Genomic DNA, 25,494 nt, shown 5'->3' on the forward strand with positions numbered 1-25,494 from the left:
GGTGGGGATTAATCGCGACCCTCGGCCCAGTGCTTGTGGTAGCCATGGACGGATCAATTCTTTTCTTGGCGATGCCGAGCATCGATGAGGCGATCCAGCCCACCACGGACCAGAGCCTTTGGATTCTCGACATTTACGGCTTCGCCGTGGGCTCGCTGCTCATTACCTTCGGCAATCTGGGCGACCGATTCGGCAGAAAGAGGCTCCTCCTCATCGGCGCCACGGTCTTCGGCGTGGGATCATTGTGCGGAGCCTTCTCTCCTACTCCTGAACTGCTCATTGCTTCCCGTGCACTGATGGGCCTGGGCGGCGCGACACTGCTGCCCTCGTGCCTCGCCGTCATCAGTGAATTGTTCGAGAACCCTGCTCAGCGGGCCCGGGCGATCGGGATTTTCGCGGCCACATTCGCCGCGGGGTTTGTGATCGGGCCGATCGTCGGCGGTGTATTGCTGAATCACTTGTGGTGGGGTTCGGTTTTCCTCATCAACATCCCGGTCATCGTTCTGTTCCTGTGCCTAGCGCCCATTCTCCTCAAGGAAGTCCACGGATCTCGGCCGGGAAAGATTGACTTGCTCAGCGTCATCCTGTCCGCCGTGGGTCTCCTCCTCGCGATTTATGGGGTGAAGCACGCTGCCACCTACGGCCTCGACTGGCTGAGCGCCACGCTGATCGTTGTCGGTGTTTTCATCCTCGCCGTGTTCATCCTTCGGCAGAAGCGCCTGGCGTTGCCGCTGCTTGATATCGCTCTGTTCAAGGAGCACGTCTTCGCAGTCGCGATCTTGACCGGCCTCCTCTCGCTCTTCGTGTGGTCGGCCGCCGCGTACTTGAGCATGACCTACCTGCAGTCCGTCCTCGGCTTCTCGGTACTCACCGCTGCGGTCCTCGCGGTCCCGGGCGCGATCATCCTCACGCTCTCCAGCGTGCTGACCCCGCGCCTCGTCGAACGAGTAGGCGCTCGGAAGGCGCTGATTATCTGCCACTTTTCCATGGCCATGGGCATGCTGCTGCTTCTCTTCACCAATGAGACGACGGGGTCAATCTTCTACATCGCCTCGACCGTGGTAGCCGGCGTGGGATTCGGCATCTCCTTCAGCCTCGTCGCCGATACGGCCGTGGGGGCGGTCCCTGAGTCGCGCGCCGGTGCCGCTGGCGCGATCGCGGAAACCAGCAACGAGCTCGGCAACGCACTCGGCATCGCCTTGCTCGGATCACTCTTGACCGTGATCTTTCGCGCCACGTATCCCGGCGATGAGACCGGCATCGGCGAAGTCGTGGACGGGCCTGGCGTGGGATCGGCCGCCTTTGAACAGGCGCAATCCGCGTTCCTTAACGGATTTCACTCCGTCGCCGCCGTCGCGGCAGTCATCTGCATCGGGCTGGGCATCCTCGCCATCCGATGGATTTACAAGCCTTCCGGGGCGCAGCGCCAGGCGTCGTCGTCCTGATCGCGGGCGTGGCAGGCCGCTTGCCGCGCGTTCGCGCACCACACCTCGGTAGCAGGCATCGGAACACGCTCCATCACTTTGCCACTGGAAGGGGATCAAATGATAAGCATCGACACTGTAAGCAGAGAAGCTTTCGAAGACACGCGACGCGCCATCGGCGCACTCCCGGCACATCAGCAGCCGATCTGGCGTGACGACGACGCCCGAGACGAGGCAATCTCGTCGCTGGAGCGGTCTGTACCGCTCGTCTCGGAGTCGGAGATCGCCGAGCTCAAGGACAGCTTGCGGGCCGTCGCGACCGGTAACGCGTTCCTGCTCCAGGCCGGCGATTGCGCCGAGCCGATGACGGACACGTCTTCCAGTGTCGTAGAGAACAAGGCGCAGGCCCTCGACGTCATGAGCCGGATGCTGGAGCGCAGAACCCACGCCCCGGTGGTGCGCGTCGGCCGCATCGCGGGGCAGTTCGCCAAGCCGCGCTCGCAGTCGCACGAAACGGTCGGCGGCTCCCTGATCCCGACCTACCGCGGATCACTGGTGAACGATCCGTACCCCTCGGCCAGAGCACGAGTACACGAACCGGAACGGCTCGTACGCGCGCGAGCGGCAGCCGAGGTCATCACGCAGCAGCTGCGGTGTAGAGGCGGCGAGAGGATCTGGACAAGTCATGAAGCGCTTGTCCTCGACTACGAGCTACCGCAGATCCGGCCCACCTCCGACGGGAGGGCCATGTTGAGGTCTGCGCACACGATCTGGGTCGGCGCACGAACGAGCCAGCTCGACCACGCCCACGTGGCTCTGGCCGCCAGCATCATCAACCCCGTCGGATGCAAGGTCTCCGCAGGCACCACCCCGGACGACCTGGTCTCCCTCGCGAACGTCATCAACCCGAATCGCGAGACCTGCAAGCTGATGCTGATCGCGCGCATGGGCGCATCGGTCGATCGGCTTCCCGCACTGATGAGTGCGGTGAAGCGGGAAGGCCATCCAGCGATCTGGCTCTGCGACCCGATGCACGGGAACACGCGGACGGCAGCGGACGGGCGGAAGACCCGGTACCTGGAGGCCATCAAGAACGAGCTCATGGGGTTCCAGCAGGCCGCTCGTGGCACCGGGGTCATCGCGGGAGGAGCCCACCTGGAGACGACCATCGACGACGTCAAGGAGTGTCTGATCAATGTTCAGGACGTTCGCGAAGGTCACGACCCGTACACCAGCCTCTGCGATCCGCGCCTGACCATCCGGCAAGCCGTCGAGGTGCTGTCCCACTGGGATAGCGGAGCATAACCATGGCCAACATCTACTGGGATCAGGCGCAGACCATCCGCTATGACACCCCGCAGCCGCATGAGTATCCCGAGCCGGTCGTTGAGTGGCACGCGTCGTCAAGCCGGTCCGCACTGCTGGTTCACGACATGCAGCGCTATTTCCTGCAACGCTTCGACGCTCAGAGCCAACCCGCCGCGGACCTCGTCCAGAACATCGAGCGAGCGATCACGGCGGCTCGCCGACTTGGCATACCGGTCATCTACACGGCTCAACCGGGAAGCATGACTCCCGAACAGCGTGGGCTCCTGAAGGACTTCTGGGGCCCGGGAATGGCCGTGTCACCCGAACACCGCCGTGTCGTGGACCGTCTCGCGCCGAGCTCTGCGGACCTGGTGCTAGACAAATGGCGCTACTCAGCGTTCGCCCGATCCCCGCTGGGAGATCACCTCCGAAGCATCGACAGGGACCAGCTCGTCATCTGTGGCATCTACGCACACGTCGGTGTGCTCGCCACGGCGCTCGACTCATACACAAGGGACATCGAAACCTTCGTACTCGCCGATGCCGTCGCGGATTTCGACCGCACGCAGCATCTCAGCGCGCTCGAGTACATAGCCCGCACATCCGCGCGGGTGGTCCCCACTGCAACGATCCTCAACGAATGGGAACATGGCGATGAAGGCTAATCGGAACGATTCATTCGCGCTGATCATGAAGAGCGGCGTCGTACATTACTACGCCGGCGAATCCGCCCTCTTCGACGACCTCGAACAAGCACAAGCCGAATCCGATGAACTGATCCTCGCGGTTCCGTTCCGCCAAGCACTCTGGGGCGATCGGCCCATGTCCGGTCCGGAACGCTCAGCGCGCCGGCACGTGTCCGCAATCCGCGTACGCGACCACGAAGAGTCGACCGTCGACGAGTTCCTTCAGGCGGGAGAGGCGACGCCGACCCGGCTTGTTGACGGACACTTCGACGTCGACGATGACGAGTATGCGCAGCGAGTCCGCGCCGTTGTACACAACGAGATCCGGGCCGGCCATGGCTCCAACTTCGTGCTGCACCGCACGTACAGAGGCCGGATCACGTCTCGGGACGCGGAGACAGAAATGTCGATCTATCGTTCCCTGCTCCGCGTTGAAGCAGGGTCCTACTGGACGTTCCTGATCCACTTCCCGGACCACAGCCTGATCGGCGCCAGTCCCGAGATGCACCTGCGACGCAGCACCGACGGGCTGACGACCATGAACCCGATCTCGGGAACTTACCGATATCCGAACGGCGGGCCCGACGAGCGCTCCCTGCGGGACTTTCTCCAGAACCCCAAAGAGCGGAACGAGCTTTACATGGTCGCTGATGAAGAGCTGAAGATAATGTCCGACCTGTGCGACGAACGACCCTGGATCTCTGAGCCGAACCTGCGGTTCATGTCCAACCTCGCTCATACCGAGTACTTCATCCACGGTTATAGCTCACTCCCGTGGACTGCCGCTCTGCACCGCTCCCTCGTCGCCCCCACGGTCCTTGGTAGCCCGCTCGAATCTGCGTTCCGCATGGCCCAACGGAACGACTTGAGTCCGCGAAACTACCTGGGCGGGGTACTGGCACACGTTGCAGAAGGCACCGACCTGAGCTTCGACTCCGCCATCCTCATTCGAACGGCCCTAGTCGAAACCACCGGCGAAGTCTCAATCCCGGTCGGATCGACGATCGTCAGAGACTCCGACCCAGCCCTTGAAGCAGCCGAGACAATCGCGAAAGCGTCTGGAGTGCTGGCAGCATTCTCCCGCCGGAACGACGACGCGCTTCGTTCCATGGCGAACGAGCTCCTGGAGCAAAGGGCGAACGACGTAGCTGAGTTCTGGATGATGCAGACCGATCACCACGCTCTTGACGGCGTGATCCCGAAGGAACTCAACGCGCTGGTCGTTGACCACGAGGATCGCTTCACCGGCATGCTCGCCGCTCACCTAAAGTCCTTAGGACTCAACGTGTCCGTGATCACCGAGAGTCCAACGCTGGAGCAACTCGCGAACGTTCACCTACTCGTCCTCGGCCCAGGACCCGGAGACCCGAACGATGAGTCCGATCCACGGATCGCGTCCGCGCGGGAACTGGCCCGGTGGGTGGTTGAGACACGAAAGATCCCCACTCTCGCCGTATGTCTCTCTCATCAGCTGATCTGCCGAGAACTCGGCCTCGACGTCAGGCGCCTCCCGCGGCCAAACCAGGGAAGCCAAAGGAACATATCGCTCTTCGGTGATGCCGTGCGTGTCGGTTTCTACAACTCATTCAGCGCATACATTGACGGGGCGAGCAATCCTGGACTGGACGTGGCATACGACGATGCCACGATGGAAGTCTATGCGGTGAAAACAGACGGCATTGTCGGACTACAGTTCCACCCGGAGTCAATCCTGAGCGTTGACGGGGCCTAGGTGCTGCGGAAGTCGGTCCTCTCGCTGCTGTCGAAGACGACTTGCTCATGAATCCGGATGGCCCGAGATCAGCTCCAAGACGATGCCTGGCATCGTCTTGATCGAATGGCGCACCGGCGAGGAGCCCCCCTTGCAGCTGTCATAATGGGAGGGAGCATCAACAGCAAAACGGCCGAGGATGAGACCCGACCCAGCCAGTATGGGCAGCTTTCGACGCGCCGGGACGTCGATAAGCCGGTCCGCTCAGTTGAAAGGGCCGTTCCAAGACACACCCGAAGCGACACGCGTCAATCAGCAGCTTTGACGCGCTCCCGGGAGCCACCCTCACTGGGTGACCCCAGAGCGGCTTCCTATCGGACCACACCCACCGCGGCAATCCGTCGAGAACCACAAAGCACTTGTCGACCAGTTCCGACGCATGGCCCTCTATCTGGAGACGGCCGCGGTGCTCGAGCAACAGGCCAAACGATGTCAGTCCAGCGCTGGCAGTGTGCTCCTGTGCGAGTGCGCCCAACAGTGCCGCAGGGAGGCCGCCCGCATCCGGGACTGCCTGGCTGCACAGGGTGTGACACTGAGCCATCTCCCGCAGCCGGCCGTAAGGCACCGTCACGTCAACCCGGAGCCCGGTTCACTCGCTGCGGCAGATCAGTGAAGGCCGCGGGACCAGACGTTTGACCTGTTCACAGGGCCCAAGGCACCCCATGGAGCCGCCGCCCTTGCCGGGTTAACGCGCAGTGGGCTCCCGGACCACAGAGACCGGCCTACCGCTGACCGTCTGCTCAGTTAGCGGCTTCGTAGGCCTCGATGACGCTGCCCGGCACGCGACCCCGCTCCGAGACGGCAAGTCCGTTCTCTCGTGCCCAGGCGCGGATTGCGGCGGTGTCTCTCCCACTGCGCCCCCCACGACGAGCGAACTTGGCCGTCCGCCCCACCTTCCGAGCGGCCCCGACGTAACGATTGACGGCCTGACGCAAAGCGTCGGCATTGTCCCTGCTGAGGTCGATCTCATACGACGTACCGTCCAAGGCAAAGCTGACCGTCTGCGCCTGACCATCCGGCAAGGGTTCACCGGTGAGGTCGTCCACGACCACGACCTGCATCTTCTGTGCCATACCACTCCTCTGAACGTCAGATATCGACTTGGGACGTTACCCGCCGCCTCGCGCAATGCTCCCGTGCGGCCCGACCCACGGCCTTCTCCACCGCCCCGCTCGGCAACGATCAACGAAGCAATTGGACGCCCTGCTCGAACGCCCCACGGAATGCCGCGTGTCGGGACGGTCCGCGACGCCTGAAACTGACCCGCTCGCGACGAAGTGTCCGACGAAGTGTCAGAGCCGCCGAAGCAACGGCATCATGACCTCGTCGACCACGGCAACGGCCAAGCCCCCGTCGATCTCCATGCCGCTGATCATCCAGCGGAGCAGGAAGATGGCCGGCCCTGCCTCGGCAGGCAGCGACGTCACACCGCTCGGTGCGAGCTCGCCGCGGGCCACGGCACGCTCGAGAACCGTCACGAAGGCTTCCGCCCAGCGCGCCATGGGTCCTCGCCGAAAGGCCGCCTCCAGCGCCGGCTCCTGATTCATGACGCCGAGGAGGGCACGACTGGCGCTCCCTCCCGGCCCCGCGAGGACACCGGCGAGCGAGCTCAGGAGGACGACAAGATCATCCCGCAGCGAACCCGAGTCCGGGACTACGAGCGTCTCGTCGCTAGCCGTGTCGATCACACTCACCAGCAAGTCGGCTTTGGACGGCCAGCGTCGGTAGATCGTCGCCTTGCTGACCCCCGCCGTGGTGGCAACCGCGTCCATGGTCAGTCCCGGGTAGCCGACTTCCGCCAGCACTTCCAGGACAGCTGCCTGGATCGCCCGGTCCAGCGATGGGTCCAGTCGACGCCGTCGGGGTCGAGCGCCGACCGTGGGGATGCCCCAGGACAGGCTGCTCGGCCGGCGCGGTGACACTGAGTCACCGTAACCAGCGGACGACGTGACTGACAAGATCGCCAGCGAAGGGAGGCGCCGATGCTCCCGTCAGGAGTCTCAGGTCAGCGAAACGATCCCGTAGAGGGAACTCCCGCGTTTCCCCTGGGGTCTCTACCGTCCGACGGACACCGCAGCGCGGGGCGACACCAGCCGACGGCCAGCGTACCGGGGGGAGGGGCGGCGACATGAGCGAGGTTTTCAGCTGGCAGTCCCCCAGCTCCTGGCTCGTCCTCAACGCCGTGCTCGACACCTTGGCCGAACTGGGCTGCGCCGGCCTGACCACGGATGAGGTCAAGCTCCGCGCCGGAGCCGCCGGTCCCGGCCTCGGGGACTCCCCCGACCTCGACGCCCTGGTGATCATCGCCCTTGAGCGGGTGCAGCTGTTCCCGGCGCCCGAGCCGACGGGAGATCTCGCGCAGGATCTCCGCACCCTGCTGGAGCCGTGGCGCACCGCGCCGAGCAGGGAGGAGCGCGTCGTGGCCGCGGTCTTGAGCGCCGCGATCTGGAGTGCGCGGCTGAAGGTCGCGGTCCATGAATCACTCGACCGACCCTTGATGCACGCCGTCTCCGCGGTCGTCGCGCGCGCCGGCGCGCACGGGCACATTCCGGACCACGCTGTCCAGACCCTGTGCTGGCTTCTGCGCGGCCTGTTGCTCGACCGGCTGCGTTCCCGCCCCCGGACGGCGATCGACATCGACCGCCTCGTCGACTTCCTGGTCGCCGGACTGCAGACCAAGGCGGCAGTCACGGTCCATGCGCGGCCCCCACTGGTCGGCGAGCCGCTGACGGAGACGCCGGTGTGACCGTGGCAGACGTCACGGAGGTGCCAGAGCAGGTCGCGCTGCCACCCCTCTCAGCGACACCTCGGCCGTCGCAGAGAACATCCGGTCTGCGCAAGGCGGCGCTCTTCCTCGCACAGATGAGCACGGAGGAGGCCGGTCAGATCGTCGCCCACCTGCGGCCGTGGGACGTCGAGATGCTGACCGCCGAACTGGTGCAGCTCGGCGCCGCGGAGTCCGCCGAGATCGACGACGTCATGCACGAACTCCACGCGCTGCTACGGGGCGGTCAGCTGTACCGCAGCGGCGGTGAGGAGTTCACCCGCGAGATCCTCGCGGCCGGCTTCGGCAGCGTGCGCGCCGACGAGCTGCTGGCCCGGGTGAACGCCGCCTACACCGAAATGCCGTTCGCCTCGCTAGGCAATGCCGACGTCCGCCAGCTGGCCACCTTCCTCAAAGACGAGCACCCCCAGGTCATCGCGCTGGTCCTGGCACACCTGAGCGCCGCCCAGGCGGTCGAGATCCTGTCGGTATTCCTGCCCGACCAGCAGGCCGCGGTCGCGCACCGCGTCGCCGCCATGGACCGCACCTCGCCGGAGATGGTCCGCCTCGTCGAGGACGAGCTCAGCCGCCGGATGGGCTCCCTGCTGCACGAGGACATGACCACCGCCGGCGGCGTGGACGCCCTGGTGGAGATCATCAACCGCTCACCGCGGCCCACCGAGCGCTCCATCCTCGAATGGCTGGACAACACCGACCCGGAACTGGCCGCGCAGGTGCGCGATCAGATGTTCCTCTTCGAGGACATCGTCACCATCGACGACCGGTCCCTGCAGCAGGTGCTGCGGGAGGTCGAAGTCAACGACCTAGCCACCGCGCTGAAGGGTGCCCGGCCCGACGTCCGCCACAAAGTGATCCGCAACCTCTCTCAGCGCGCCGCCGAGAACCTGGCCGAGGAGCTCGAGCTGCTCGGCCCGGTCCGCGCCCGCACGGTCGAGGAGGCCCAGATCGAGGTTGTCGGCATCATCCGTGGAATGGAAGCCTCGGGCGTGCTGACCATCAACCGCGGAGGTGATGAGGAATTGATCTGTTGACGCAGAGTTGTCTGCCCGCGGCCCTATGCGAACGGACCGTTTCCGGACCACGCACGCTTGGGTCGACATACCGCACTCCCGCGACCTCAGCGCCTCAGCTATCCCGCCTCGCCCATCCCGGGGCGTCCGCACGCGAAAGCGCGCCTCAGTTCCCGCGCAGCGCAACCGATAAGCAGAACGAATATGTGTCAAGAAAAGGAAGAAGCCCATGCCGTGGCAACTAAGCGCAGCAGGCGGTGGCGTCATCGCAGTTGCTTATTTCGCCATCGCGGTGGCCATCTTCCGGCCCCTGGCCCGTACCGGCCAGCTGCGGTCCAACCGACTGGGAACTGCCACCGGTCTGATCTTCTTCTCCTGCGGCGTCGGCCATGCCATCCATGCGGCGCACCTGCTGCCGCTCCCCGGCGTCGAGGCGCACCACCTGCACATGCTGCGCGCCAGCCTGCCCTGGCATGACACGCTCTGGATGCTGCTGACCGCCGCGGTCGCCGTCTACTACTGGTCCCTGCGCCGCACCTACGGGGCCCTACTGGGCGGCGCGGCCCTGTTCGCCGACCTCAAGGAGAAGGAGGCGGCGCTGTCGGCCAACCGGCAGCTGCTGGCCGAGCGCACCACGGCGCTGGATTCCCTGGCCGTCTCCGAAGGGCGATTCCGGTCCGCATTCGCCGACGCCCCCACCGGAATGGCCCTGATGAGCCTCGCACCCGCCGAGCGGGGCCGGTTCCTGGAGACCAACGCCGCCCTCGGCCGCATCGTCGGCCGATCCGCCGCCCGGCTGGAGCGGCTCACGGTCGACGACCTCGCCCATCCCGACCACCGCGCAGGGCTGCGCACGGCGGTCGAGCAGCTGGCCGCCGGCGAGGTCGCCCACCACCTGGTGCAGCAACGCTATGTGCACGCCAACGGCGAAGTGGTATGGGCCGACACCAGCATCTCGGTGGTCCACGACACGGCCGGGCAGCCGGTGCACGGCGTCCTGCAGCTGGTCGACGTCACCGGCCGCCGCCAGGCCGAGGAGTTGCTCGCCCACCACGCCCTGCACGACAGCCTGACCGGTATGCCCAACCGCCGCCTGCTCCAGGACCGGCTGGAACAGGCCCTGACCCGAGCCCGCCGCCACCGCACGACGGTGGCGGTGCTGTTCGTCGACCTCGACCAGTTCAAGACAGTGAACGACTCGGCCGGCCACAGTGTCGGCGATGAGCTGCTGCGGGTTGCCGCCGAGCGGCTGTCCGGCCGCCTGCGCGCCGTAGACAGCGCCGCCCGGTTCGGCGGCGACGAGTTCGTCGTCGTGTGCGAAGAGATCAGCAGCGACCATGAGCTGCTGGTCATCGCCGACCGCCTGCTGGCCACCATGGCCAAGCCGTTCCGCGTCGGCGACCAGGAGTTCACCCTCGGCGCCAGCATCGGCATCGCGGTCTCCCCGTCGGGCCACGACAGCGCCGAGGCGCTGCTCCGCGACGCCGACCTGGCGATGTACGAGGCCAAGGACCGGGGCCGCGGCGGCTACGTCGTCTTCGACGGCGCGCTGCGCGGCGCGCTGGAGCTGCGCCAGCAGGTGGAGGCCGACCTGCGCCTGGCCATCGACCGCGGCGAGCTGCGCCTGCTCTACCAGCCGGTGGTCGACATCCAGTCCGGAGACGTGACCGGGGTCGAGGCACTCGTCCGCTGGGAGCATCCCACCCGCGGGATGCTCGCCCCGGACGAGTTCATCCCCGTCGCCGAGGACACCGGCCTCGTCGTCCCGATCGGCAACTGGGTGCTGCACGAAGCGTGCCGCCAGCTACAGGAATGGCGGCGCGGCTCGGGTCTGGCACTGACGATGGCGGTCAACGTGTCGGCCCGTCAGCTCAGCGACTGCCGCTTTCCCGACATCGTCGCCGCCGTCCTGAGCGACAGCGGCGCCGACCCGGCCACCGTGTGCCTGGAGCTCACCGAGACAGCCCTGCTCGACGCCACCGAGGCCACCGCCGCCACCCTGCAGGGCCTGGGCGAGCTGGGCGTGCGGCTGGCCCTGGACGACTTCGGCACCGGATTCTCGTCCTTGACGTTCCTGAAACGCTTCCCCATCGACGTGGTCAAGGTGGACCGGTCCTTTGTGCGCGATGTCGCCGTTGACCCCGAGGACGCCGCCATCGTCGCCGCCGTCATCAACCTCGGGCGGTCCCTCAACCTGGAGACCGTCGCCGAGGGCATCGAAACCGCCGAGCAGCTTGCCTGCATCCGCCGGTTCGGCTGCCAATTCGCCCAGGGCTACCTGTTCTCCCCTGCGTGCCCTCCCGACGACGTGCCCGCCCTCCTCGGGCAACGGAAGCGGGCCCGCATCCGGCGGACACCCGAGGCGGCGACCTCAGCTCGGACCACGTCGGCGTCCTAGATGTACCGGTTCCAAGGTCAATGGTCGTAGGCGATCAGTGATCGTGGGACTGGGGCGCCGATGTGGTCGTTGTGCCAGCTCGCGGCGGTGAGGGCCAGCACGCGTTGCAGGATGCGGACCCAGACGCCGGTCGGGGTGCGTGCGCCGTGTCGTTCGAGGTCGAGCTGGCCTTCGAAGGTGTCGTTGATCGACTCGATCACCTGCCGCAGCGGCCTTGAACAAGCGTGCCCCCAGCCGGGGCGGCTCACCGACGCGGGCGGAGCGCAGCAGCGGGATGCCGGTGCCGGTCAGCTTGGCTTCGAACTCGCGGCCGTAGTACTGCCGGTCGGCGATCACCGTCTGCCGGACCCGGCCGGCGGTGATCGTGGGATCGGCGGCCAGCATGCCCAGCAGCACCTCACGTTCGTCGGCCTTGGCGCCGGAGAGGGCGAACCCGACCGGCAGCCCGTGCAGGCTGCACAGCAGGTGCAGCCGCAGTCCCCGGAAGTAGCGGGAGTGGCTGGCGCAGTAGCCGTACTCGGCCCAGCCGGCCAGCGCCGAGCGGTGCAACCGTCTCCCGCGACCGGGCGCACTCCACCGGCGTGAAGTCGACCACCCACACGTCATCGGCCCAGAGGCTGGTGTCGCGAGCCAGCACCCCGATCAGCCAGCACAGCGTCTCGGCCAGGGCGCGCAGCCGCTGTTGTAGCCCGGCTGCTGGGGCAGATGGGGAAACAGAGGCCGCAGCTGGGTGCGGGCGTAGCGCAGCCAGCGAGCCTCGCTGGTGCGCCCCAGCAGCGCCTGCATCACCGCCAGGGTCACCAGTTCGGCATCGGTCAGCCGCGGTGCGATCCCGACCGGCGGGCGGGCCGGGGCACGCTCGGGCGCGGCCTTCAGCAGATCGTCGGTGCGTACATAGAGTGCCGTGGCGAGGGTGTCCAGATCGGCGTCCACGAGGACCTCCGAGGTTCGACGTGGGGTCAGCAACGCCGAGACTGGGCACCTTCGGCCGCTCTTCAGGTCATGCCACGCCGAGCCCCGACCCCTTGGGATCGGTCATCCAGCGACCAAGGGTCGCTAGACGTTGAAGCGGAACATTGACCCGTGGCCAGTTGACCAGCGGGAACACACCGACGTGCTGCTTGACCTGGGAAAACACCTCTCGGCATTTCCCGTTGTCTCCGGTGGATTCTCGTCCTCCTGTGGCAGCCATGTGGCATTGAGGGCGTCGCCGTCTTCCCCGCGGAGACCCGGCCCGCCAGTCCGGGGGCGCCCCGCCCGCCGCCTCGGGCGACGGGCGGGGCCTGTGTCGGTGGCCTGCGGCCGGCGGCTACCGGACCCTTCAGGGGGTGACGTAGCCGGGCGGCGGGTGACCTCGCCGACGCGGTGCAGGGTGTCAGCTCGGGGTCGTCGGCATGGTTGCCCCGTCCACAGGTGGCCTGTCCGTCCACAGGCTGGTTGAGGTGCCAGGCACGTCCCGAGCGCAAAGGTCCGGAGCGGTCCTACATGGTGCGCCGCAGGTCGCCCGGGGACATAGACTGAACCGGCGTCCCCGTCACGGCCGACTGACGGGTTGGGCGAGCGCCGGTGGCTGTGGCCCCGCGAGTGCTCGCCAGCGATTCCACCTGAGGACCCATCGGGTCCGACGTGTTGGACCAATGCTGGTCGGCCGGACGGACCAACGGACGGGGCGGAGCATTGAGCGAGGGCCTGCCGGACTTCAAGGCCGGACTGCGCTGCCACGACGTGCACGCCGGTCTGCGGAACGTGGACCCCAACAGCGCCACCCTGACCCCGCTGGCGGACACCCGCATGGTGGGCATGGCAGCCAGCCTCGCCTCGCTGATCCGGGGGCAGGACGTCGTCTCCGACGGCGAGGCCCTGAAGACGATCGTCGCCGAGCAGCTCGACATCAGCCCGTACGCCTTCGCGCCCGTCGTGGAGACGCTGGAGCGGGCCGGGATGGTGGACGACGTCAAGCGCCGCGGACAGAAGATCGTCAGCTTCACCGAGAACGTCCCCTTCCACCAGAACCTCTACGACCGCCTGGGTGAGTCGTGGCGCGAACACGAGCCGAGCCAGCTGGAGCAGGAGATGCTCGCGGTGGTGGACCGCCTCGCCGCCTCTCCGGTGCCGGCGGAGGAGCTGGAGAACGAGCTCGGGCTCGATCGCGGCGACATCCCTCGCCTGCTCGAGGTCGGCAAGGCGTCGGAGCTGATCAAGGGCGTGACCCTCATCGACGGCGAGGTGCTCTACTCGCCGTTCTTCGGATTCGAGAACCCCGAGCTGCTCGCCTCGCTGCTGGAGACCCATGGCTCTGGCCGGGTGGCCGAGGACCTCGCCGCCGTCCGGGCTCACCAGGGGCTGCCCCTCGACGACTCCGCTTATCCCGCGCTCGCCGACGCCATCAGCCGGGGCTTCATCCTGGCGCCGTCGGTGACCACCCCGGCCGGGCGGGAGCAGCCCTTCGCGGCGCTGCCCTACCTGCCTGACCCGAGCCTGCTGACGGTCCGGAAGACGGTGCTGGAGAAGGCCCTCGCGGTGCTGGCGTGCGTGCGCTGCGGTGAACACTTCGGGGGCGCGACCAAGACGCTGTTCCCCGCCCGCGTCCTGACCGCGCTGCTCGACCCGAACCGGAACCACCAGCTCAGCCCGCACAGCTCGCACAAGCGGCAGTACCAGATGCTCTACCGGATGCAGATCGTCGACTTCGTGCCCTCGGGCAACTGGGTCTCGCCGAAGCTCATCGTCACAGACGACAACGTGGAGGCCGTCCGACTCGCCCGCGACCTGCTCACGTACGGCGAGCCGCTCGAGGACCGGGCCGGCGACGACGAGGCCAGGGGCCTGCTGTCGCTGAACTCCCCGTACCAGGCGCCGCTGCAGACGGTGAGCCGTCGCCGGGAGCAGAAGACGATGAGCGACAAGGAGTACCGGGCCATGATGGACGCGGCGATGGGACGGGCGGCCCTGTGAGCGAGCTGGACCTCGGCCTGAAGGTCGCCTCCCGCCGCCTCCTGTGGCGCATGGGATTCACCACGCGCGTCGACGTCCCGCTGCGGGCGTTCGTGCCCCCGCGAGCCAGCGGCACCCGCTCGGGGCCCCGCTACGAGACCTACACGGACCTAGATGTGCTCGGGCTCGCCGTCAGCCCAGGGTTCGCGCTGCGGACCGTCATCGCGGACTGCAAGACCACCCAGCGCGGTTCGACCGAGCGCATGTTCTGGGTCCGGGGGGTCTCGGACTTCTTCGCCGCCGACGACGCGTGGATGGTCCGAGCCGGCGGGGTGACGGCGGCCTCACGACAACTGGCCGGCCGTCTCGGCATCTCGGTGCTCGAACCGACCGACGTCGCCCGGCTGGAGGAGTACCACCCGACCGACCTGAACCTCGACAGCGGGCCCCTGGCGCTCCTCTTCGACCAGGAGCGCGTGGCCGGATACATGAAGGCGTTCACGACCCTCGACAAGAAGCTGGAGCGACTTGTCGAGTACCGCCAATTCGACTACTGGGTGTACGAGGAGCACCGCAACCTGCTCCAGGTCGTCGCTCACCTCCGACAGGCCAACCAGCACCTGGACCCGCGGCAGCCGGCGCACCGCGCCCTCTTCATGGACTGCGCGTGGCTGTACGCGCTCTCCCTCGCCCACGCCGCCCAGCATGTGCGGGCCGTCCACGTCACCGACGTCGACACGGCCCTGCAGCAGTACCTGTTCGGTGGACAGATGGCGCTGCAGGAGAAGCAGCACCTCGCCGCCGTCCTGCAGCGCCTCGCCCCGAAGGGCGCGGAGGCCAGCACCACCGACGGCGTGCTGCCGGACTGGTACCCGCGGCTGCTCGAGCTGCTGACGCGGCATCTGCGGCGTCCCGCTGTCATCAACGACGAACTCCGCTACGCCGAGTGGGTCGCCGAGGCGCAGCTCGCCAAAGACACCTCCACGCTTGTCCAGGTCTTCGGCCCAGCGTTCGATCCACTGGCAGCCAAGCTGCTGGCCGACGTGTGCGGATTCCTCGTCACAATGGCCGGCCTCGACCCGGACTTCCGTGCATTCGCGCGAAGCGTGGCAGCCCAGCCGGACGCCCCCGCCGGCGGGCCGTCGACAAGCTCGGCAGCAACCGAAGAGGCGCCGAACCCCGGCAAAGACTAGCCGTAAGCACGGGCTGGAACATCGCCGCAGCAGGGCACGACGGAGCCGGTGCCCAGGCCACCACACGGCTCGTCCGCCCCGCGAGTCGAGACGGACGAGCCGCAATGGCGGTGGCGCGGCGGCCGAGGGCGACCCGACTCTCGGACGGCCCGACGGCCCTGCGGAAGGAGTTCGCGAACGGCATGGCGCAGCCCATCCGCGTGGTCGCCCCGGAAGTCGCTCAAGCCACGGAGTCGAAGGCTCCCTCCAAGTCAGTAGCCCCCGCGTCCGGGCGGTAGTGGCCGCTGATCGGTCCGGCCGGGTCCGTCCCCAGTTCGTTGCCGCAGTGGCTGGACACCCACTCACCCGGCCCGAAGGTGGGCCGCCAGGTCTCGAGGTCGTAGCTCTCTCCGGTGGCGAACCAGGCCGCACCGAAGTGCTGGTGGCACTCGAGCTGGTCATAAATCGTGTCGGCGCGCCCCCCGTAGAGCCCGCCGACGCAGTCCTGGACGGCGTGCCACATGGCGATGGTGGCGCCGTTCGGATCGACAGCGACGCGGCTCTCGCCCTTGGGTGTGACGCTGATCTTCTGATGGCCGTCGGCCCAGTCCTCGACCTGGATCTCCTGGACGAACTGGCTCTCCCCGCAGTACGGCACCCAGGCCGCGGCGCTCGGCGCATTGAGCAACACGACACCAGGGACGGTGATCAGGGCCGCGCCAGCGGCCGTGGCCCAGCGGGACCGCGACCGGCTGGCGGAAGCATCGCCGGCGGCCACGCGTTCGGCGCTGGTGGTGGGCGACTGCGCGGTGCGACCGCGACTCGTACCTCGGATCATCGACATCCTGTGACCGCCTTCCTGACGGGCTGGTGGGTACGTCCCAGAAAACAAGCCGCGATGCGCACCGGGCCAGCCCGGCGGCGGGCCAACCATGGGCCAACCAGCGGTCAGGGATGGGGCGACAAGGAGGGCCGTGAAGGGACACCCCCGAGAGCTTCCCGACCTGCCGTCGACATGGAGCGCCTTTGGACACGAGTTGGCGGGGCTGCGCGCGGCTAAGCGACTCACCCAACGGCAAGTCGCGTTGGCGTCGGGCGGCCAGATCTCGAAGTCGTCGTTGCAGCGATACGAGCAGGGCGAACCGCTGCCTTGGGAGAAGGCGGCTGTTCTGGACTCCATCTATGCCTGCCGCGGATGGGCCACGGCAGGCGTCGCGCATCTCGCGGCTGCGAGCTGGAAATGGCGTCCCGGCACCGCCGACACCTTCTTTGTGCACCGTTGGCCGGCTGAAGTCAGCGGCTGGGTATGGATCGGCGTCTTGCCGGAGCCAAGGGCAGCCGATCAACCGCACACCCTGTCACTGAGGTGGGGCCCCTGGAGCCGGCAAGTGCGCGAGCCCGTGCCGGCCGCGGGACTGGCCCTGTGCACCGGAAAGGACGTCGACGGAGACGGGCGCGCTGCGCCCTGTCACGTAACCAGCAGTCGGAAGGTGTCCGTGCTCTTCGGCGTCCACAAGCCGCCTCCCGAGCTGCGCTCCATCGACGTTCGTGACGGCTGGACCTGACTTGGCGGCACAGCGCCCGGACGGCCTGATTCGAGCCGTCCACCCACCCGATAGGCCATTGCCTCGGCGACGCCCTGCACAGTCCCGCCGACGTCGCTGGTGACCGACATGCCCAGCGAGAGCAGCGGTCTACCTGGCACGTGGTCGCGCATGACTTCTCAGGTCGAGTGGCCGGGCTCTCCTAGCGGTTCACTCCGACGCGCGGAGGTGTGGCCTCCGACGGCGGGGCACGATGAGGTCATGCCATTGATGAAGAACCCGGTGATCACAAAGGCGTGGCGACACAAGGGAGAGACCGGAAAAATCCACTACATAGCCAAGCGGGCCGACGGTACGACCCGACACTTGCTCGTGAACGAGGGCAACGCGCTGTACGACATCCTCGAGGACCATCTGGCGGCCATTGGGTATACGGGCCCTGCCTCCGCAGAGGAGCACTAACTCGACAGGCCCCGAGTTGGCTCGGGTGGTCCGCGCAGCCGGCGGTGCATCGCGGGCGCGCCATGGTGAGTCACACCAAACGGCGGACCATCTCGCCCACCAGGTCAGCGGCGATCGATGCAGTCATGCCGATAGGTAGGTGCCCTCGACAGGGTCACTCGTCACGCATCGGGCCTGCAACAGCAACCGGGTCAGCCGGGGAACGCTCCCCGAGCGGAGAGAGCCAGTCCAGCATGGCAGGGTGTGGTCGTGCTGCTGCGGGAAGTTATTGGGCGGATCCTGCGCCGAGTTCGCCTGGGACAGGGCCGGACGTTGCGCGATGTGGCGGGAGCCGCGGGCGTCTCGATGGGCCACTTGTCGGAGGTCGAGCGCGGGCGCAAGGAGCCTTCGTCTGAGCTGCTCGCTGCCATTTGTCGGGCGCTCGGTCTAGAGCTGACCGAGCTTCTCGGAGCTGCGCTGAGGGAGCTGACCGGCCGGCGTCCACGCGTCGAACTGCGCCGATGTGACCTTGTCCTGGCCGCCTGATGGGCCGGATCACCTTGTAGCGAAAGTCGTCTTTACCGCCCCGGTCATGGCTCTAACGTCGCGGTTGTGGATCTCACCGAAGTCGCACCCGGCCTGCACCTGCTGCCGCTGGGGATCAGCAACGCCTACCTCTGGCGCAGCACCATGGGCGCGACGCTGATCGACACGGGGCCACCGGGGAGCGGCCCGGCGATCCGGGGCGCCCTGCAGCACCTCGGCGTACCGCCTGAGGAGTTGCGGCAGATAGTCCTCACCCATTTCCACGACGACCATGCCGGTTCCGCGGCGGAGGTGGCCGGCTGGTCCGGCGCACAGGTCATAGTCGGAGCCGGTGACGCCGCGTTCGTCCGCGGGGAGCGGTCAGGTCCGCCGCCGACCTTCACGCCAGCAGAGGAGCAACTGCACGCTGTCGTAGCGGCTGACCTGCAACCTGCACCCGCATGTGGGGTCGACCGAGAAGTCACCGACCAAGACGTCCTCGACCTTGGCGATGACGCCATCGTGCTGTCGGTTCCGGGCCACACGCCCGGAAGCATCGCCCTGCATGTACCTGCAGCCGGCCTCTTGATCACGGGTGACACCATCGCCGAGCACCAAGGACAGGTCGTCCTGGGGCCGTTCAACATCGACCGCGACGCTGCTTGGCAATCCCTGCAGCAACTGGCTGAGCTCGATGTCGAGGTCGCGTGCTTCGGCCATGGCGAGCCAGTGATCGGCTCCGCCTCTTCGGCACTCCGCCGGGCCATCGACCCGTTCGGCTGATTCTGCTGCTCCAGGCGGCCTGCGCCCAATGGCATGAACCTGGACCTAGTGGCGCGGCCGCCGGCGGGGATTCGCTCATCGCCCTGCCGCCCCGCAGGATCGTCTGCGGAGAGGTGGTCGGCGACCAGGTCCAGGACGAGGTGAGTCGCAGCGGTCCGGCGCCGATCTGGGTGCGTGACCATGTGAACGGCCGTGGCCGGCAGCGGCAAGCCGGAAAGCGGCTGTGAGAGCTGTTGGTGGAGGCGGTCCTGACGGTGAGCTGGGCCAGGATGGTGAGGCGGCGCTGCGGCAGGACAGCAGGGGGCCTCTTCGCCGTCGTCCTGGCGCTCTTCGCCCTCCGGCAGCGGGCCAGGCCGTCAGGCATAGGTTGAGCGGGTGCCAGCTGGGAACCCCCGCGTCAGCCGCGCCGCCGCACCCGCGGGGGGGCGCCGCCGCCCGCCGACGATCCCGTTCGGCTTCGACGACTTCGAAGCCTGGTACGCCGACCACTGCCGCGCTCTGCTCGAGCCGGCACGACAGACCTTCGTGCGTTTGCTCGAGGAGCAGCTCCGGCAGGGTGTTAGCGAGCTCGACCGCCACCGAGTGCGGGTGTCCGACAGCAGGGTCAAGGAGCCCCTGCGCGTCTGGTCCAAGCTCCAGAAGCCGCAGTACCGTTCCCAGGCCAAGGCACCGGCGGACGTGCCGGCGCTCATCGACGACCTCGTCGGGGTTCGGATCGTCTGCAACAACCTTTCCGACATCGCCATGGTCCAGGCCATGCTCGCCGACCTGCCCGGCAGCGACGGGCTCCCAGGGTTCGGGATGGCGGCCGAGCAGGGGTCGGAGAAGCGTTACGTCGACGCGCCTAAGGACTCCGGCTACCGGGCCTTCCACGTCAATTTGGTCACTCAGGTTCCGGGGCTGTCCGGCCTGACTCCTGTGCGAGGCGAGTTGCAGGTCAGGACTTTGCTGCAGGACGGCTGGGGTGAGCTCACGCATGAGGACACGTACAAGCCTGGCGTTCAGCTCCCTCCCCTGGTCACGACGCTTGCGCGGCGGATGGCCGACCTGCTGGCGACAGTCGACGATCTGGCCCAAGACCTCCGGCTCGAGCTCGACCGGCTAGCGCAGAGCGCCGTCGAGGACGCCGTAGAGGCGCCTTCGGCCTCCGCTGAGCCGACGGCAGATCAGCCAGCAAGCGCGCCGGACGCTGCCGGGGCAGCGTCGCCTGCTCTTGTCATGGCCGAGACGGCGAGGATCGTGTCCGAGCTAACCCAGCCGGCGTCGCTGGCGTCTATCGCCGCGTTGCTGCAAGGGCTGTTCGGCACGGCGTTGCGGGACGGGTGGGCCGGCCACGGCTCGTTCAAGGCGCTGCTCGTCGCTGCGGTCCCGGGCGTGCAGATCGTCAAGGTCGGACCTGGATACGTCGTGCCGCCTGGCGCCCAGCCCTCACCAGGGTGGCCCCAGGCCCTCCGCGACGTGCTGCCGTGATCGAGACCAAGTCCCGTAAGGGCCGGTAGCCGTAGCACCGGCGCGGGCAGACGACTCGCGATCCCGGCGGTGGCACCTCCTGGGTCGGTGGACTCGTGGGCGGTGTCCACAGTTCAGGCGCAGAGCGTTCGTGTCGGGGCCGCGCCGAGCCGGAAGTCTGAGAAATGCGCGGCCGCACCGCGCCCAGCGTTGTCTTCACACGAACGACCGGCGACGCTCAACGACCTTCTGCCTGTGCCGATCTGGGGGGCAGGCCGACGAGCTGGCTGGGACGGGGATGTACGACTACTTCTGGTGGGCCTCAGCGATGGCGCGCATGGACACGCGTGACTCGATAGCAGGAGTGCACGAGCTGAGCGTCCGCTTGGCGCATCGCTTGGTCGCGCCCCTGAAGAGGTCACGACCTTCAACCTCATGCGCCGCCTGGCGAGCACTCACGCTCGGCGGGGCGGGTCATTCGCCGCGTCCTTGCACTCGCGGCGACTGGAGGGAGGCGACCGACGCCGCGGCATCCTGCCGAGCGGAGCAGATCTCCAGTTGGCAGTCGAAGTGTCATCGGGTCGATGGGCTCATCTCGTGCTCCAGGCGAAGAGGCTGGACGCCACGACCGGGACCTACAGGGAGTGGAAAAGATGGCAGGTGGACGCCCTTCGCCTTTGGGCATCCACGCACGGCCGGCCTGTTCCCGGCATGCTCCTCTACAACACCGCCACGACGCCGTTCACGTCGCCCGGCTCCCGCGGCAGGGTGGTGCAGGGCGCGTGCTGCTCGAGCCCGTTGGTTTGCCACGGGTGGACGTGGCCAAAGTGGACGCTGCCGGACCGCCGTTCACCTCTGGCGATCAGCCTGTGCCTGTTTCCCACCGGCGTGGGGACGCTGCCGGCGCCCCTCTCGGGGGACGGGCCACCAGCATCAGCGGTCAACGCCCACGCGATGCCACTGGAGTGCATCTTCTGCCCCGGAGCCCCACGCGCTCTCCACTTGGCGCCGACGCCGCCGGCATGGGCAGAGGACCTCCTCGACCGCAGGCCAGACGCAGACTGGCCAGACGCCGGCACCTCGAGGGACGTCGTCGCAGACGACCAGCCCGACGAAGTAGACGAGCCGGAGATCACGGCCGAGTCGTGGACGCCCCGCTATTCCCTGGTGCTCGACTTCGTGCCGAACCGCTACGACCCCGACCCGGACTAGCTCAACGCCCCCACGACGAACTGATCGGTGTGCCGACGCCCGCCATGGACGAACCGCCTAGGCCCTGTCCTGGCGATCTTGCATCGGTGTGATTCAGGCTTGGTCCGTGGTCGGCCGACATGAACTCACCGACGCCGCCTGGGCCCGGATCGAGCCGCTGCTGCCGGCGACCGGTGGTCGGGGTGGGCGGTGGCGCGATCACCGGCAGGTGATCAACGGCATCCTGTGGCAGGCCAAGACCGGCGTGCCGTGGCGGGATCTGCCCGAGCGCTACGGGCCGTGGAAGACCGTGCACGAGCGGCTGCGCAAGTGGACCGCCGATGGCACCTGGGACCGCATCCTCACCCAGGTGGTAGTCAAGGATGACGCCGTCAGCGTGGTGGAGTGGACGATCAGCGTGGACTCCTCCTCAGTTCGGGCGCACCAGCACGCCGCTGGCGCCCGGAAAAAGGGGGCTGCAGCGACCCGGTCGAGGCGCTCGCCGTTGACGGCGAGGCGCTCGGCCGCTCCCGGGGCGGGCTGACCAGCAAGATCCATCTGGCCGTGGATGGGCGTGGGCTGCCGCTGTCGGTGCTCTGCACGCCCGGTCAGGCCGGGGACAACCCGCAGCTGCTGCCCTTGCTCGACGGGATCCGGGTGCCCCGCGTCGGCCCCGGGCGGCCGCGCAAGCGCCCCGATCACCTGATCGCTGACAAGGCCTACTCCCATCCCTCCACCCGACGGGCGCTGCGCCGCCGCGGGATCGCGCACACGATCCCGGAGAAGCGCGACCAGCGGGCGCACCGGCGCTCCCGAGGGTCGGCCGGCGGGCGACCGCCGAAGTTCGACCGCGACCGATACAAGCAGCGCAACGTCGTCGAGCGGTGCTTCAACCGGCTCAAGCAGTTCCGCGCCCTGGCCACCCGCTACGCCAAGCGGGCCGCCTACTACCGGGCCACGCTGCTGCTGGTCAGCGCGGTGCTCTGGCTCCGCGCATGATCCGCGGGACAGGCCCTAGGAGCGCAGGCAAGCAACCGCCCTGCCCTCGGCTGTAGCCCGTTCTGGCTGACGGGGTCGGCGTTCGCCCACCGGCGGCCGAAGCTGGCATTAGCCTCGACGCGTGCCCCGCCGGACGCAGCGCGCTGCCGATCCGGCGCAGGTTCCGGCCCGGCCGAGCCGGATCCCGGGGCGCCCTGCCGGCGTGGAGGACGACCACAAGGTCGCGGGCATGATCCGCGCCATTGAGGCTGGCGTCCCGATCACGCAGGCGTGCCTCTACTCCGGGATGTCTGAGCGCGCCCACTTCCGCGCCATGGGAGCTGGAGAGCGGGCCGAAGTGCTGGCCGCCGAAGGCGCCCGGCTTACCGGGCGGCAGGAGGCGTACCGCCGCTATCGGACTCGGGTCCTTGAGGCCCGCGCCAAGGTAGCCGTGGTCAATGTGGCGCTGGTGGCGAGCCGCGGCCGGTGGGCAGTTGATCGAGGAGACTCACCGCCGATACCGCGACCCAGAGACCGGCGAGATGGTCAGCGAGACCCGGAAGAAGTTCGCGTCCGGGGACTGGCGGGCGGCAAAGTGGCTGCTCGAGGCCAGCTTCCGCGGCGAGTTCGGCCGGGAACAGCTGGCCACGGTGGGACTCACCGAAAGGGGCGGCGGCCCGGTCGAGGTCGGCAGCGACGAGGTGCTGCGGTCAATCAGCGACCGGCTGCACGCCTTTCAGCGGCAGCACGCCCACCTCCCAAAGGAGAGTGGGAAGGTGGCGTCCTCATCGGACCGCAGCGGTGGCCTCGACGTCGACGCGGTGGTCGATGTCGCACAGCCGGGCTCCGGAGCGGATCTCAGCCAGGTAGGCCTTCAGCGCCGCTGTGCGTGACTCGGCTTCGCTAACGAGCACCTCGGCGATCCGGGCCCAGTCGTGCGGCTGAGGGTCTTCCGGCAGGTCCCTGAGCACATCGGCGATCTCGCGCACGGTCAGCCCGACTCGCTGCGCCACCTTGGCGACCTTGATCCTGCAGGCCGCATTGTCGTCGAATCGCCGCTGGTCGCCAGCCGTGCGGTGGGCCACGACCAGGCCGTGCTTCTCGTAGAAGCGGACGGCGGAGGGAGCGACTCCGGTGGCGGCGGCGACGTCGCTGACGGTCATCGTGAAGCCGGACGGGGCCAACGCGGAGAGAGTCACCTCACCATGGTGACGTACAGGTCGCCTTGACTTCAACATATGTTCAAGGCCGAACGTGGCGGCATGACCTCATCGAAGATGCTCGACCCGGATGCTGACGAGGCCGCCGCTACCAGTCCTGGAGAGCCGCTGAGGCTGGCCGTCCTCACGGCCAGCGTCCGCGCCGACCGCATCGGACGGACGCTCACCGACTGGGCCGCCGGCCGAGCCGACGCGACCGGCGCCGTCGTCGACCTCATCGACCTCGCTGAGTGCCCGCTGCCGTCCGATGACCTGCTGCAGCCCGGCGGGGGCCCGCGTTCCTCGATCGCGGAGCGCGTCGAGCGCGCCGACGGGTACGTGATCGTGACCCCCGAGTACAACCACAGCTATCCAGCCACCCTGAAGCGCGCGATCGACTGGCACTACGCCGAGTGGATGTTCAAGGCGGCCACGGTCCTGTCCTACGGCGCGCAGGGCGGCCTTCTCGCCACCGAGCACCTGCGCGGTGTCTTCGCCGAGCTCCACGTGGTCACCACCCGTCGGGCGGTGGGCCTGAGGGCGCCGTGGGAGGACGTCGACGAGGGCGAGTTCGTGCCGCCACCCGGGGTGGACAAGGCGTTCGACGAGGCGCTGGGCGAGCTGGCCTGGTGGGCCGACGTGCTTCGGTCCGCGCGCCGCGAGCGCCCGTTCCAGCGGTGAGCGCGGCGCAGGCGGGCATGGACGCCCGCGCACGGGTGATCGGCCTCGTCCTCGCCCTGGGTGGCCTGATGGTCACCGTCGACACGACAGTCACCCTCGTGGCCGTCCCCGCGATGGTGGCGGACCTCGACTCCACCCTCCCGGCGATCCAGTGGGTCACCACCGGCTACCTGCTCGGCGTCGTCGCGGTGATCCCGCTCGCCGGGTGGGCAGCGAACCGATTCGGCGCCCGCCGGGTCTACGTGACCGCCCTGGTCGTCTTCACCGTGGCGTCGGTGTTCGCCGGCCTCGCGTGGAACGCCGGATCGCTGACCGCCGCGCGCGTGCTGCAGGGCCTCGGCGGCGGCTTGCTCAACCCGGTGGGCCAGGCGATCGGCCTGCGATCGGTCCCCCGCGAAGCCCGAGGACGGCTGATGAGCTTGCTCGGCCTGCCCGTGGTGATCGGCCCGGTCCTCGGGCCGCCCCTTGCCGGATGGCTGGTCGACGCCGCCTCGTGGCGCTGGATCTTCCTGATCAACGTGCCCGTCGGGGTTGCCGCCGTCGTCCTGTGCCTTCGCCTGCTGCCGCGCCAGCCGGCCGACCGGGCCGGATCTGTGGCCATCGACTGGTTGGGTCTCACCCAGTTGTCCGGCGGCGCGGTGTTGGTCGTCCTGGGCTGCACGCTCATCGGCGAGACCGGGTCCCTCACCTGGTCGGCCGCCGGCGTGCTCGCCTTGGGGCTGCTGCTGGCAGTCACCTTCGTCGTCCGCGCCCTGCGGGTCCCCGATCCGCTGGTGCACCTGCGACTGCTCAAGCATCCGCCGCTGGCCGGCGGGATCCTGGTGCTGGTCTGCTTCGGCGCGGCCTACTTCGGCGCCATGTCGATCCTGCCGATCTTCGTGCAGGCCGTGCGCGGCGATCCGGCCATCACGGCCGGCATGATCGGCATCCCGCAGGCGCTGGCCGTCGGGATGACGCTGCAGGTCGCCACCCGGCTGGTGGACCGAGTGCCGCCCCGGCGGATCGTGCTGACCGGAGTGATTCTGGGTGCGCTCGGCTCGCTCGCTCTCCTGGCGGCGACGGCGACCAACGCCGCTTATCCGGTGATCGCGGCAGCCACGGTCGTCGTCGGCGTCGGCTCGGGCGCGACCTTGATGCCGACGATGACGGCCGCCGTCCGCGACCTCGAGGGCAGTGACACCCCCCGCGGGACCACCCTGCTCGCGCTGGCGTAAC

The 25,494-nt window shown here is 68.2% G+C and carries 22 protein-coding genes and 1 pseudogene; 16 read left to right on the plus strand and 7 right to left on the minus strand.

The window, feature by feature from the left end:
* The first annotated feature begins 44 nt into the window (after nt 1–44).
* The 4 genes from RTG05_RS19695 to RTG05_RS19710 all read left to right on the plus strand — a co-directional run bounded on the left by RTG05_RS19695 (nt 45) and on the right by RTG05_RS19710 (nt 5,150).
* Nucleotides 45–1,445: an MFS transporter gene (locus RTG05_RS19695; RefSeq protein ID WP_315912589.1), complete on the plus strand. Its 1,401-nt coding sequence runs from the start codon at nt 45–47 to the stop codon at nt 1,443–1,445.
* A 99-nt stretch (nt 1,446–1,544) separates the two neighbouring features.
* Nucleotides 1,545–2,729 (plus strand): 3-deoxy-7-phosphoheptulonate synthase, encoded by a 1,185-nt coding sequence (locus RTG05_RS19700; protein WP_166526528.1) that lies wholly within the window; start codon nt 1,545–1,547, stop codon nt 2,727–2,729.
* A 2-nt stretch (nt 2,730–2,731) separates the two neighbouring features.
* Entirely contained in the window at nt 2,732–3,397 is a 666-nt protein-coding gene (locus tag RTG05_RS19705) for an isochorismatase family protein (protein WP_166526529.1), read from the plus strand.
* Nucleotides 3,381–5,150 (plus strand): anthranilate synthase family protein, encoded by a 1,770-nt coding sequence (locus RTG05_RS19710; RefSeq protein ID WP_166526530.1) that lies wholly within the window; start codon nt 3,381–3,383, stop codon nt 5,148–5,150. Before RTG05_RS19705 ends, RTG05_RS19710 begins: the two co-directional genes overlap by 17 nt.
* Nucleotides 5,151–5,929: 779 nt before the next feature.
* On the opposite strand, the gene RTG05_RS19715 is transcribed toward RTG05_RS19710, so the two are convergent.
* Together RTG05_RS19715 and RTG05_RS19720 are read right to left on the minus strand one after the other, a co-directional pair.
* Nucleotides 5,930–6,262: a histone-like nucleoid-structuring protein Lsr2 gene (locus RTG05_RS19715; RefSeq protein ID WP_166526531.1), complete on the minus strand. Its 333-nt coding sequence runs from the start codon at nt 6,260–6,262 to the stop codon at nt 5,930–5,932.
* A gap of 219 nt (nt 6,263–6,481) precedes the next feature.
* Nucleotides 6,482–7,111 carry a TetR/AcrR family transcriptional regulator gene (locus tag RTG05_RS19720; RefSeq protein ID WP_166526532.1) on the minus strand — a complete coding sequence of 210 codons (630 nt, stop codon included), beginning with the start codon at nt 7,109–7,111 and terminating at the stop codon, nt 6,482–6,484.
* A gap of 206 nt (nt 7,112–7,317) precedes the next feature.
* On the opposite strand from RTG05_RS19720, the gene RTG05_RS19725 reads away from it, so the two are divergent.
* From RTG05_RS19725 to RTG05_RS19735, 3 genes are all read left to right on the plus strand, one after another.
* Entirely contained in the window at nt 7,318–7,935 is a 618-nt protein-coding gene (locus RTG05_RS19725) for a TetR/AcrR family transcriptional regulator C-terminal ligand-binding domain-containing protein (protein ID WP_166526533.1), read from the plus strand.
* On the plus strand, nt 7,932–9,005 hold the full coding sequence (gene fliG, locus RTG05_RS19730) for a flagellar motor switch protein FliG (protein ID WP_315912067.1): 1,074 nt from the start codon (nt 7,932–7,934) through the stop codon (nt 9,003–9,005). The genes RTG05_RS19725 and fliG overlap by 4 nt, the downstream gene beginning before the upstream one ends.
* A 208-nt stretch (nt 9,006–9,213) precedes the next feature.
* Nucleotides 9,214–11,382 carry a putative bifunctional diguanylate cyclase/phosphodiesterase gene (locus tag RTG05_RS19735; protein ID WP_166526534.1) on the plus strand — a complete coding sequence of 723 codons (2,169 nt, stop codon included), beginning with the start codon at nt 9,214–9,216 and terminating at the stop codon, nt 11,380–11,382.
* 17 nt (nt 11,383–11,399) lie between these two features.
* On the opposite strand, the gene RTG05_RS19740 is transcribed toward RTG05_RS19735, so the two are convergent.
* The 3 genes and pseudogenes from RTG05_RS19740 to RTG05_RS19745 all read right to left on the minus strand — a co-directional run bounded on the left by RTG05_RS19740 (nt 11,400) and on the right by RTG05_RS19745 (nt 12,315).
* Complete coding sequence (locus tag RTG05_RS19740) at nt 11,400–11,582, minus strand: hypothetical protein (protein ID WP_315912068.1); 183 nt, start codon at nt 11,580–11,582, stop codon at nt 11,400–11,402.
* A 130-nt stretch (nt 11,583–11,712) separates the two neighbouring features.
* A pseudogene (locus tag RTG05_RS22425) lies at nt 11,713–11,988 on the minus strand (hypothetical protein); the annotation flags it as partial.
* A 36-nt stretch (nt 11,989–12,024) separates the two neighbouring features.
* Nucleotides 12,025–12,315 carry a hypothetical protein gene (locus RTG05_RS19745; protein WP_208104670.1) on the minus strand — a complete coding sequence of 97 codons (291 nt, stop codon included), beginning with the start codon at nt 12,313–12,315 and terminating at the stop codon, nt 12,025–12,027.
* Nucleotides 12,316–13,059: 744 nt separating this feature from the next.
* On the opposite strand from RTG05_RS19745, the gene RTG05_RS19750 reads away from it, so the two are divergent.
* Together RTG05_RS19750 and RTG05_RS19755 are read left to right on the plus strand one after the other, a co-directional pair.
* Nucleotides 13,060–14,337 (plus strand): hypothetical protein, encoded by a 1,278-nt coding sequence (locus RTG05_RS19750; RefSeq protein ID WP_208104671.1) that lies wholly within the window; start codon nt 13,060–13,062, stop codon nt 14,335–14,337.
* Nucleotides 14,334–15,509, plus strand: coding sequence for a hypothetical protein (locus RTG05_RS19755; RefSeq protein ID WP_166526535.1), 1,176 nt, complete (start codon nt 14,334–14,336; stop codon nt 15,507–15,509). Before RTG05_RS19750 ends, RTG05_RS19755 begins: the two co-directional genes overlap by 4 nt.
* Nucleotides 15,510–15,729: 220 nt before the next feature.
* On the opposite strand, the gene RTG05_RS19760 is transcribed toward RTG05_RS19755, so the two are convergent.
* Nucleotides 15,730–16,332 carry a DUF2599 domain-containing protein gene (locus RTG05_RS19760; protein ID WP_166526536.1) on the minus strand — a complete coding sequence of 201 codons (603 nt, stop codon included), beginning with the start codon at nt 16,330–16,332 and terminating at the stop codon, nt 15,730–15,732.
* 130 nt (nt 16,333–16,462) lie between these two features.
* On the opposite strand from RTG05_RS19760, the gene RTG05_RS19765 reads away from it, so the two are divergent.
* The 5 genes from RTG05_RS19765 (at nt 16,463) to RTG05_RS19785 (ending at nt 22,420) form a co-directional block, all read left to right on the plus strand.
* Nucleotides 16,463–17,053 carry a helix-turn-helix domain-containing protein gene (locus RTG05_RS19765; protein ID WP_166526537.1) on the plus strand — a complete coding sequence of 197 codons (591 nt, stop codon included), beginning with the start codon at nt 16,463–16,465 and terminating at the stop codon, nt 17,051–17,053.
* Nucleotides 17,054–17,737: 684 nt separating this feature from the next.
* On the plus strand, nt 17,738–18,019 hold the full coding sequence (locus RTG05_RS19770; RefSeq protein WP_166526538.1) for a helix-turn-helix domain-containing protein: 282 nt from the start codon (nt 17,738–17,740) through the stop codon (nt 18,017–18,019).
* A gap of 66 nt (nt 18,020–18,085) precedes the next feature.
* Nucleotides 18,086–18,781, plus strand: coding sequence for an MBL fold metallo-hydrolase (locus RTG05_RS19775; RefSeq protein ID WP_208104672.1), 696 nt, complete (start codon nt 18,086–18,088; stop codon nt 18,779–18,781).
* A gap of 375 nt (nt 18,782–19,156) precedes the next feature.
* Nucleotides 19,157–20,251, plus strand: coding sequence for a GTP pyrophosphokinase (locus tag RTG05_RS19780; RefSeq protein WP_166526539.1), 1,095 nt, complete (start codon nt 19,157–19,159; stop codon nt 20,249–20,251).
* Nucleotides 20,252–21,548: 1,297 nt separating this feature from the next.
* A protein-coding gene (locus RTG05_RS19785; protein WP_396349614.1) for an IS5 family transposase occupies nt 21,549–22,420 on the plus strand; the annotation gives its coding sequence in 2 pieces (ribosomal slippage) (nt 21,549–21,921 and nt 21,921–22,420; 873 coding nt in all).
* 764 nt (nt 22,421–23,184) lie between these two features.
* Here the strand turns inward: RTG05_RS19785 and RTG05_RS19790 are convergent.
* Nucleotides 23,185–23,598, minus strand: coding sequence for a MerR family transcriptional regulator (locus RTG05_RS19790; RefSeq protein WP_208104673.1), 414 nt, complete (start codon nt 23,596–23,598; stop codon nt 23,185–23,187).
* A 63-nt stretch (nt 23,599–23,661) separates the two neighbouring features.
* Between RTG05_RS19790 and RTG05_RS19795 the strand changes: the two genes are divergently transcribed.
* On the plus strand, nt 23,662–24,279 hold the full coding sequence (locus RTG05_RS19795) for an NADPH-dependent FMN reductase (protein WP_208104674.1): 618 nt from the start codon (nt 23,662–23,664) through the stop codon (nt 24,277–24,279).
* A 17-nt stretch (nt 24,280–24,296) separates the two neighbouring features.
* Nucleotides 24,297–25,493, plus strand: coding sequence for a DHA2 family efflux MFS transporter permease subunit (locus RTG05_RS19800; RefSeq protein WP_315912590.1), 1,197 nt, complete (start codon nt 24,297–24,299; stop codon nt 25,491–25,493).
* Nucleotide 25,494 lies beyond the last annotated feature (1 nt).

It is taken from the genome of Geodermatophilus sp. DSM 44513 (assembly GCF_032460525.1).
GTDB lineage: Bacteria > Actinomycetota > Actinomycetes > Mycobacteriales > Geodermatophilaceae > Geodermatophilus.

Coding starts and splice junctions, on each gene's coding strand:
- RTG05_RS19695 (WP_315912589.1), top strand. CDS start 45: ATGGACGGATCAATTCTTTTCTTGGCGATGCCGAGCATCGATGAGGCG.
- RTG05_RS19700 (WP_166526528.1), top strand. CDS start 1,545: ATGATAAGCATCGACACTGTAAGCAGAGAAGCTTTCGAAGACACGCGA.
- RTG05_RS19705 (WP_166526529.1), top strand. CDS start 2,732: ATGGCCAACATCTACTGGGATCAGGCGCAGACCATCCGCTATGACACC.
- RTG05_RS19710 (WP_166526530.1), top strand. CDS start 3,381: ATGGCGATGAAGGCTAATCGGAACGATTCATTCGCGCTGATCATGAAG.
- RTG05_RS19715 (WP_166526531.1), bottom strand. CDS start 6,262: ATGGCACAGAAGATGCAGGTCGTGGTCGTGGACGACCTCACCGGTGAA.
- RTG05_RS19725 (WP_166526533.1), top strand. CDS start 7,318: ATGAGCGAGGTTTTCAGCTGGCAGTCCCCCAGCTCCTGGCTCGTCCTC.
- RTG05_RS19735 (WP_166526534.1), top strand. CDS start 9,214: ATGCCGTGGCAACTAAGCGCAGCAGGCGGTGGCGTCATCGCAGTTGCT.
- RTG05_RS19760 (WP_166526536.1), bottom strand. CDS start 16,332: ATGTCGATGATCCGAGGTACGAGTCGCGGTCGCACCGCGCAGTCGCCC.
- RTG05_RS19795 (WP_208104674.1), top strand. CDS start 23,662: ATGACCTCATCGAAGATGCTCGACCCGGATGCTGACGAGGCCGCCGCT.
- RTG05_RS19800 (WP_315912590.1), top strand. CDS start 24,297: ATGGACGCCCGCGCACGGGTGATCGGCCTCGTCCTCGCCCTGGGTGGC.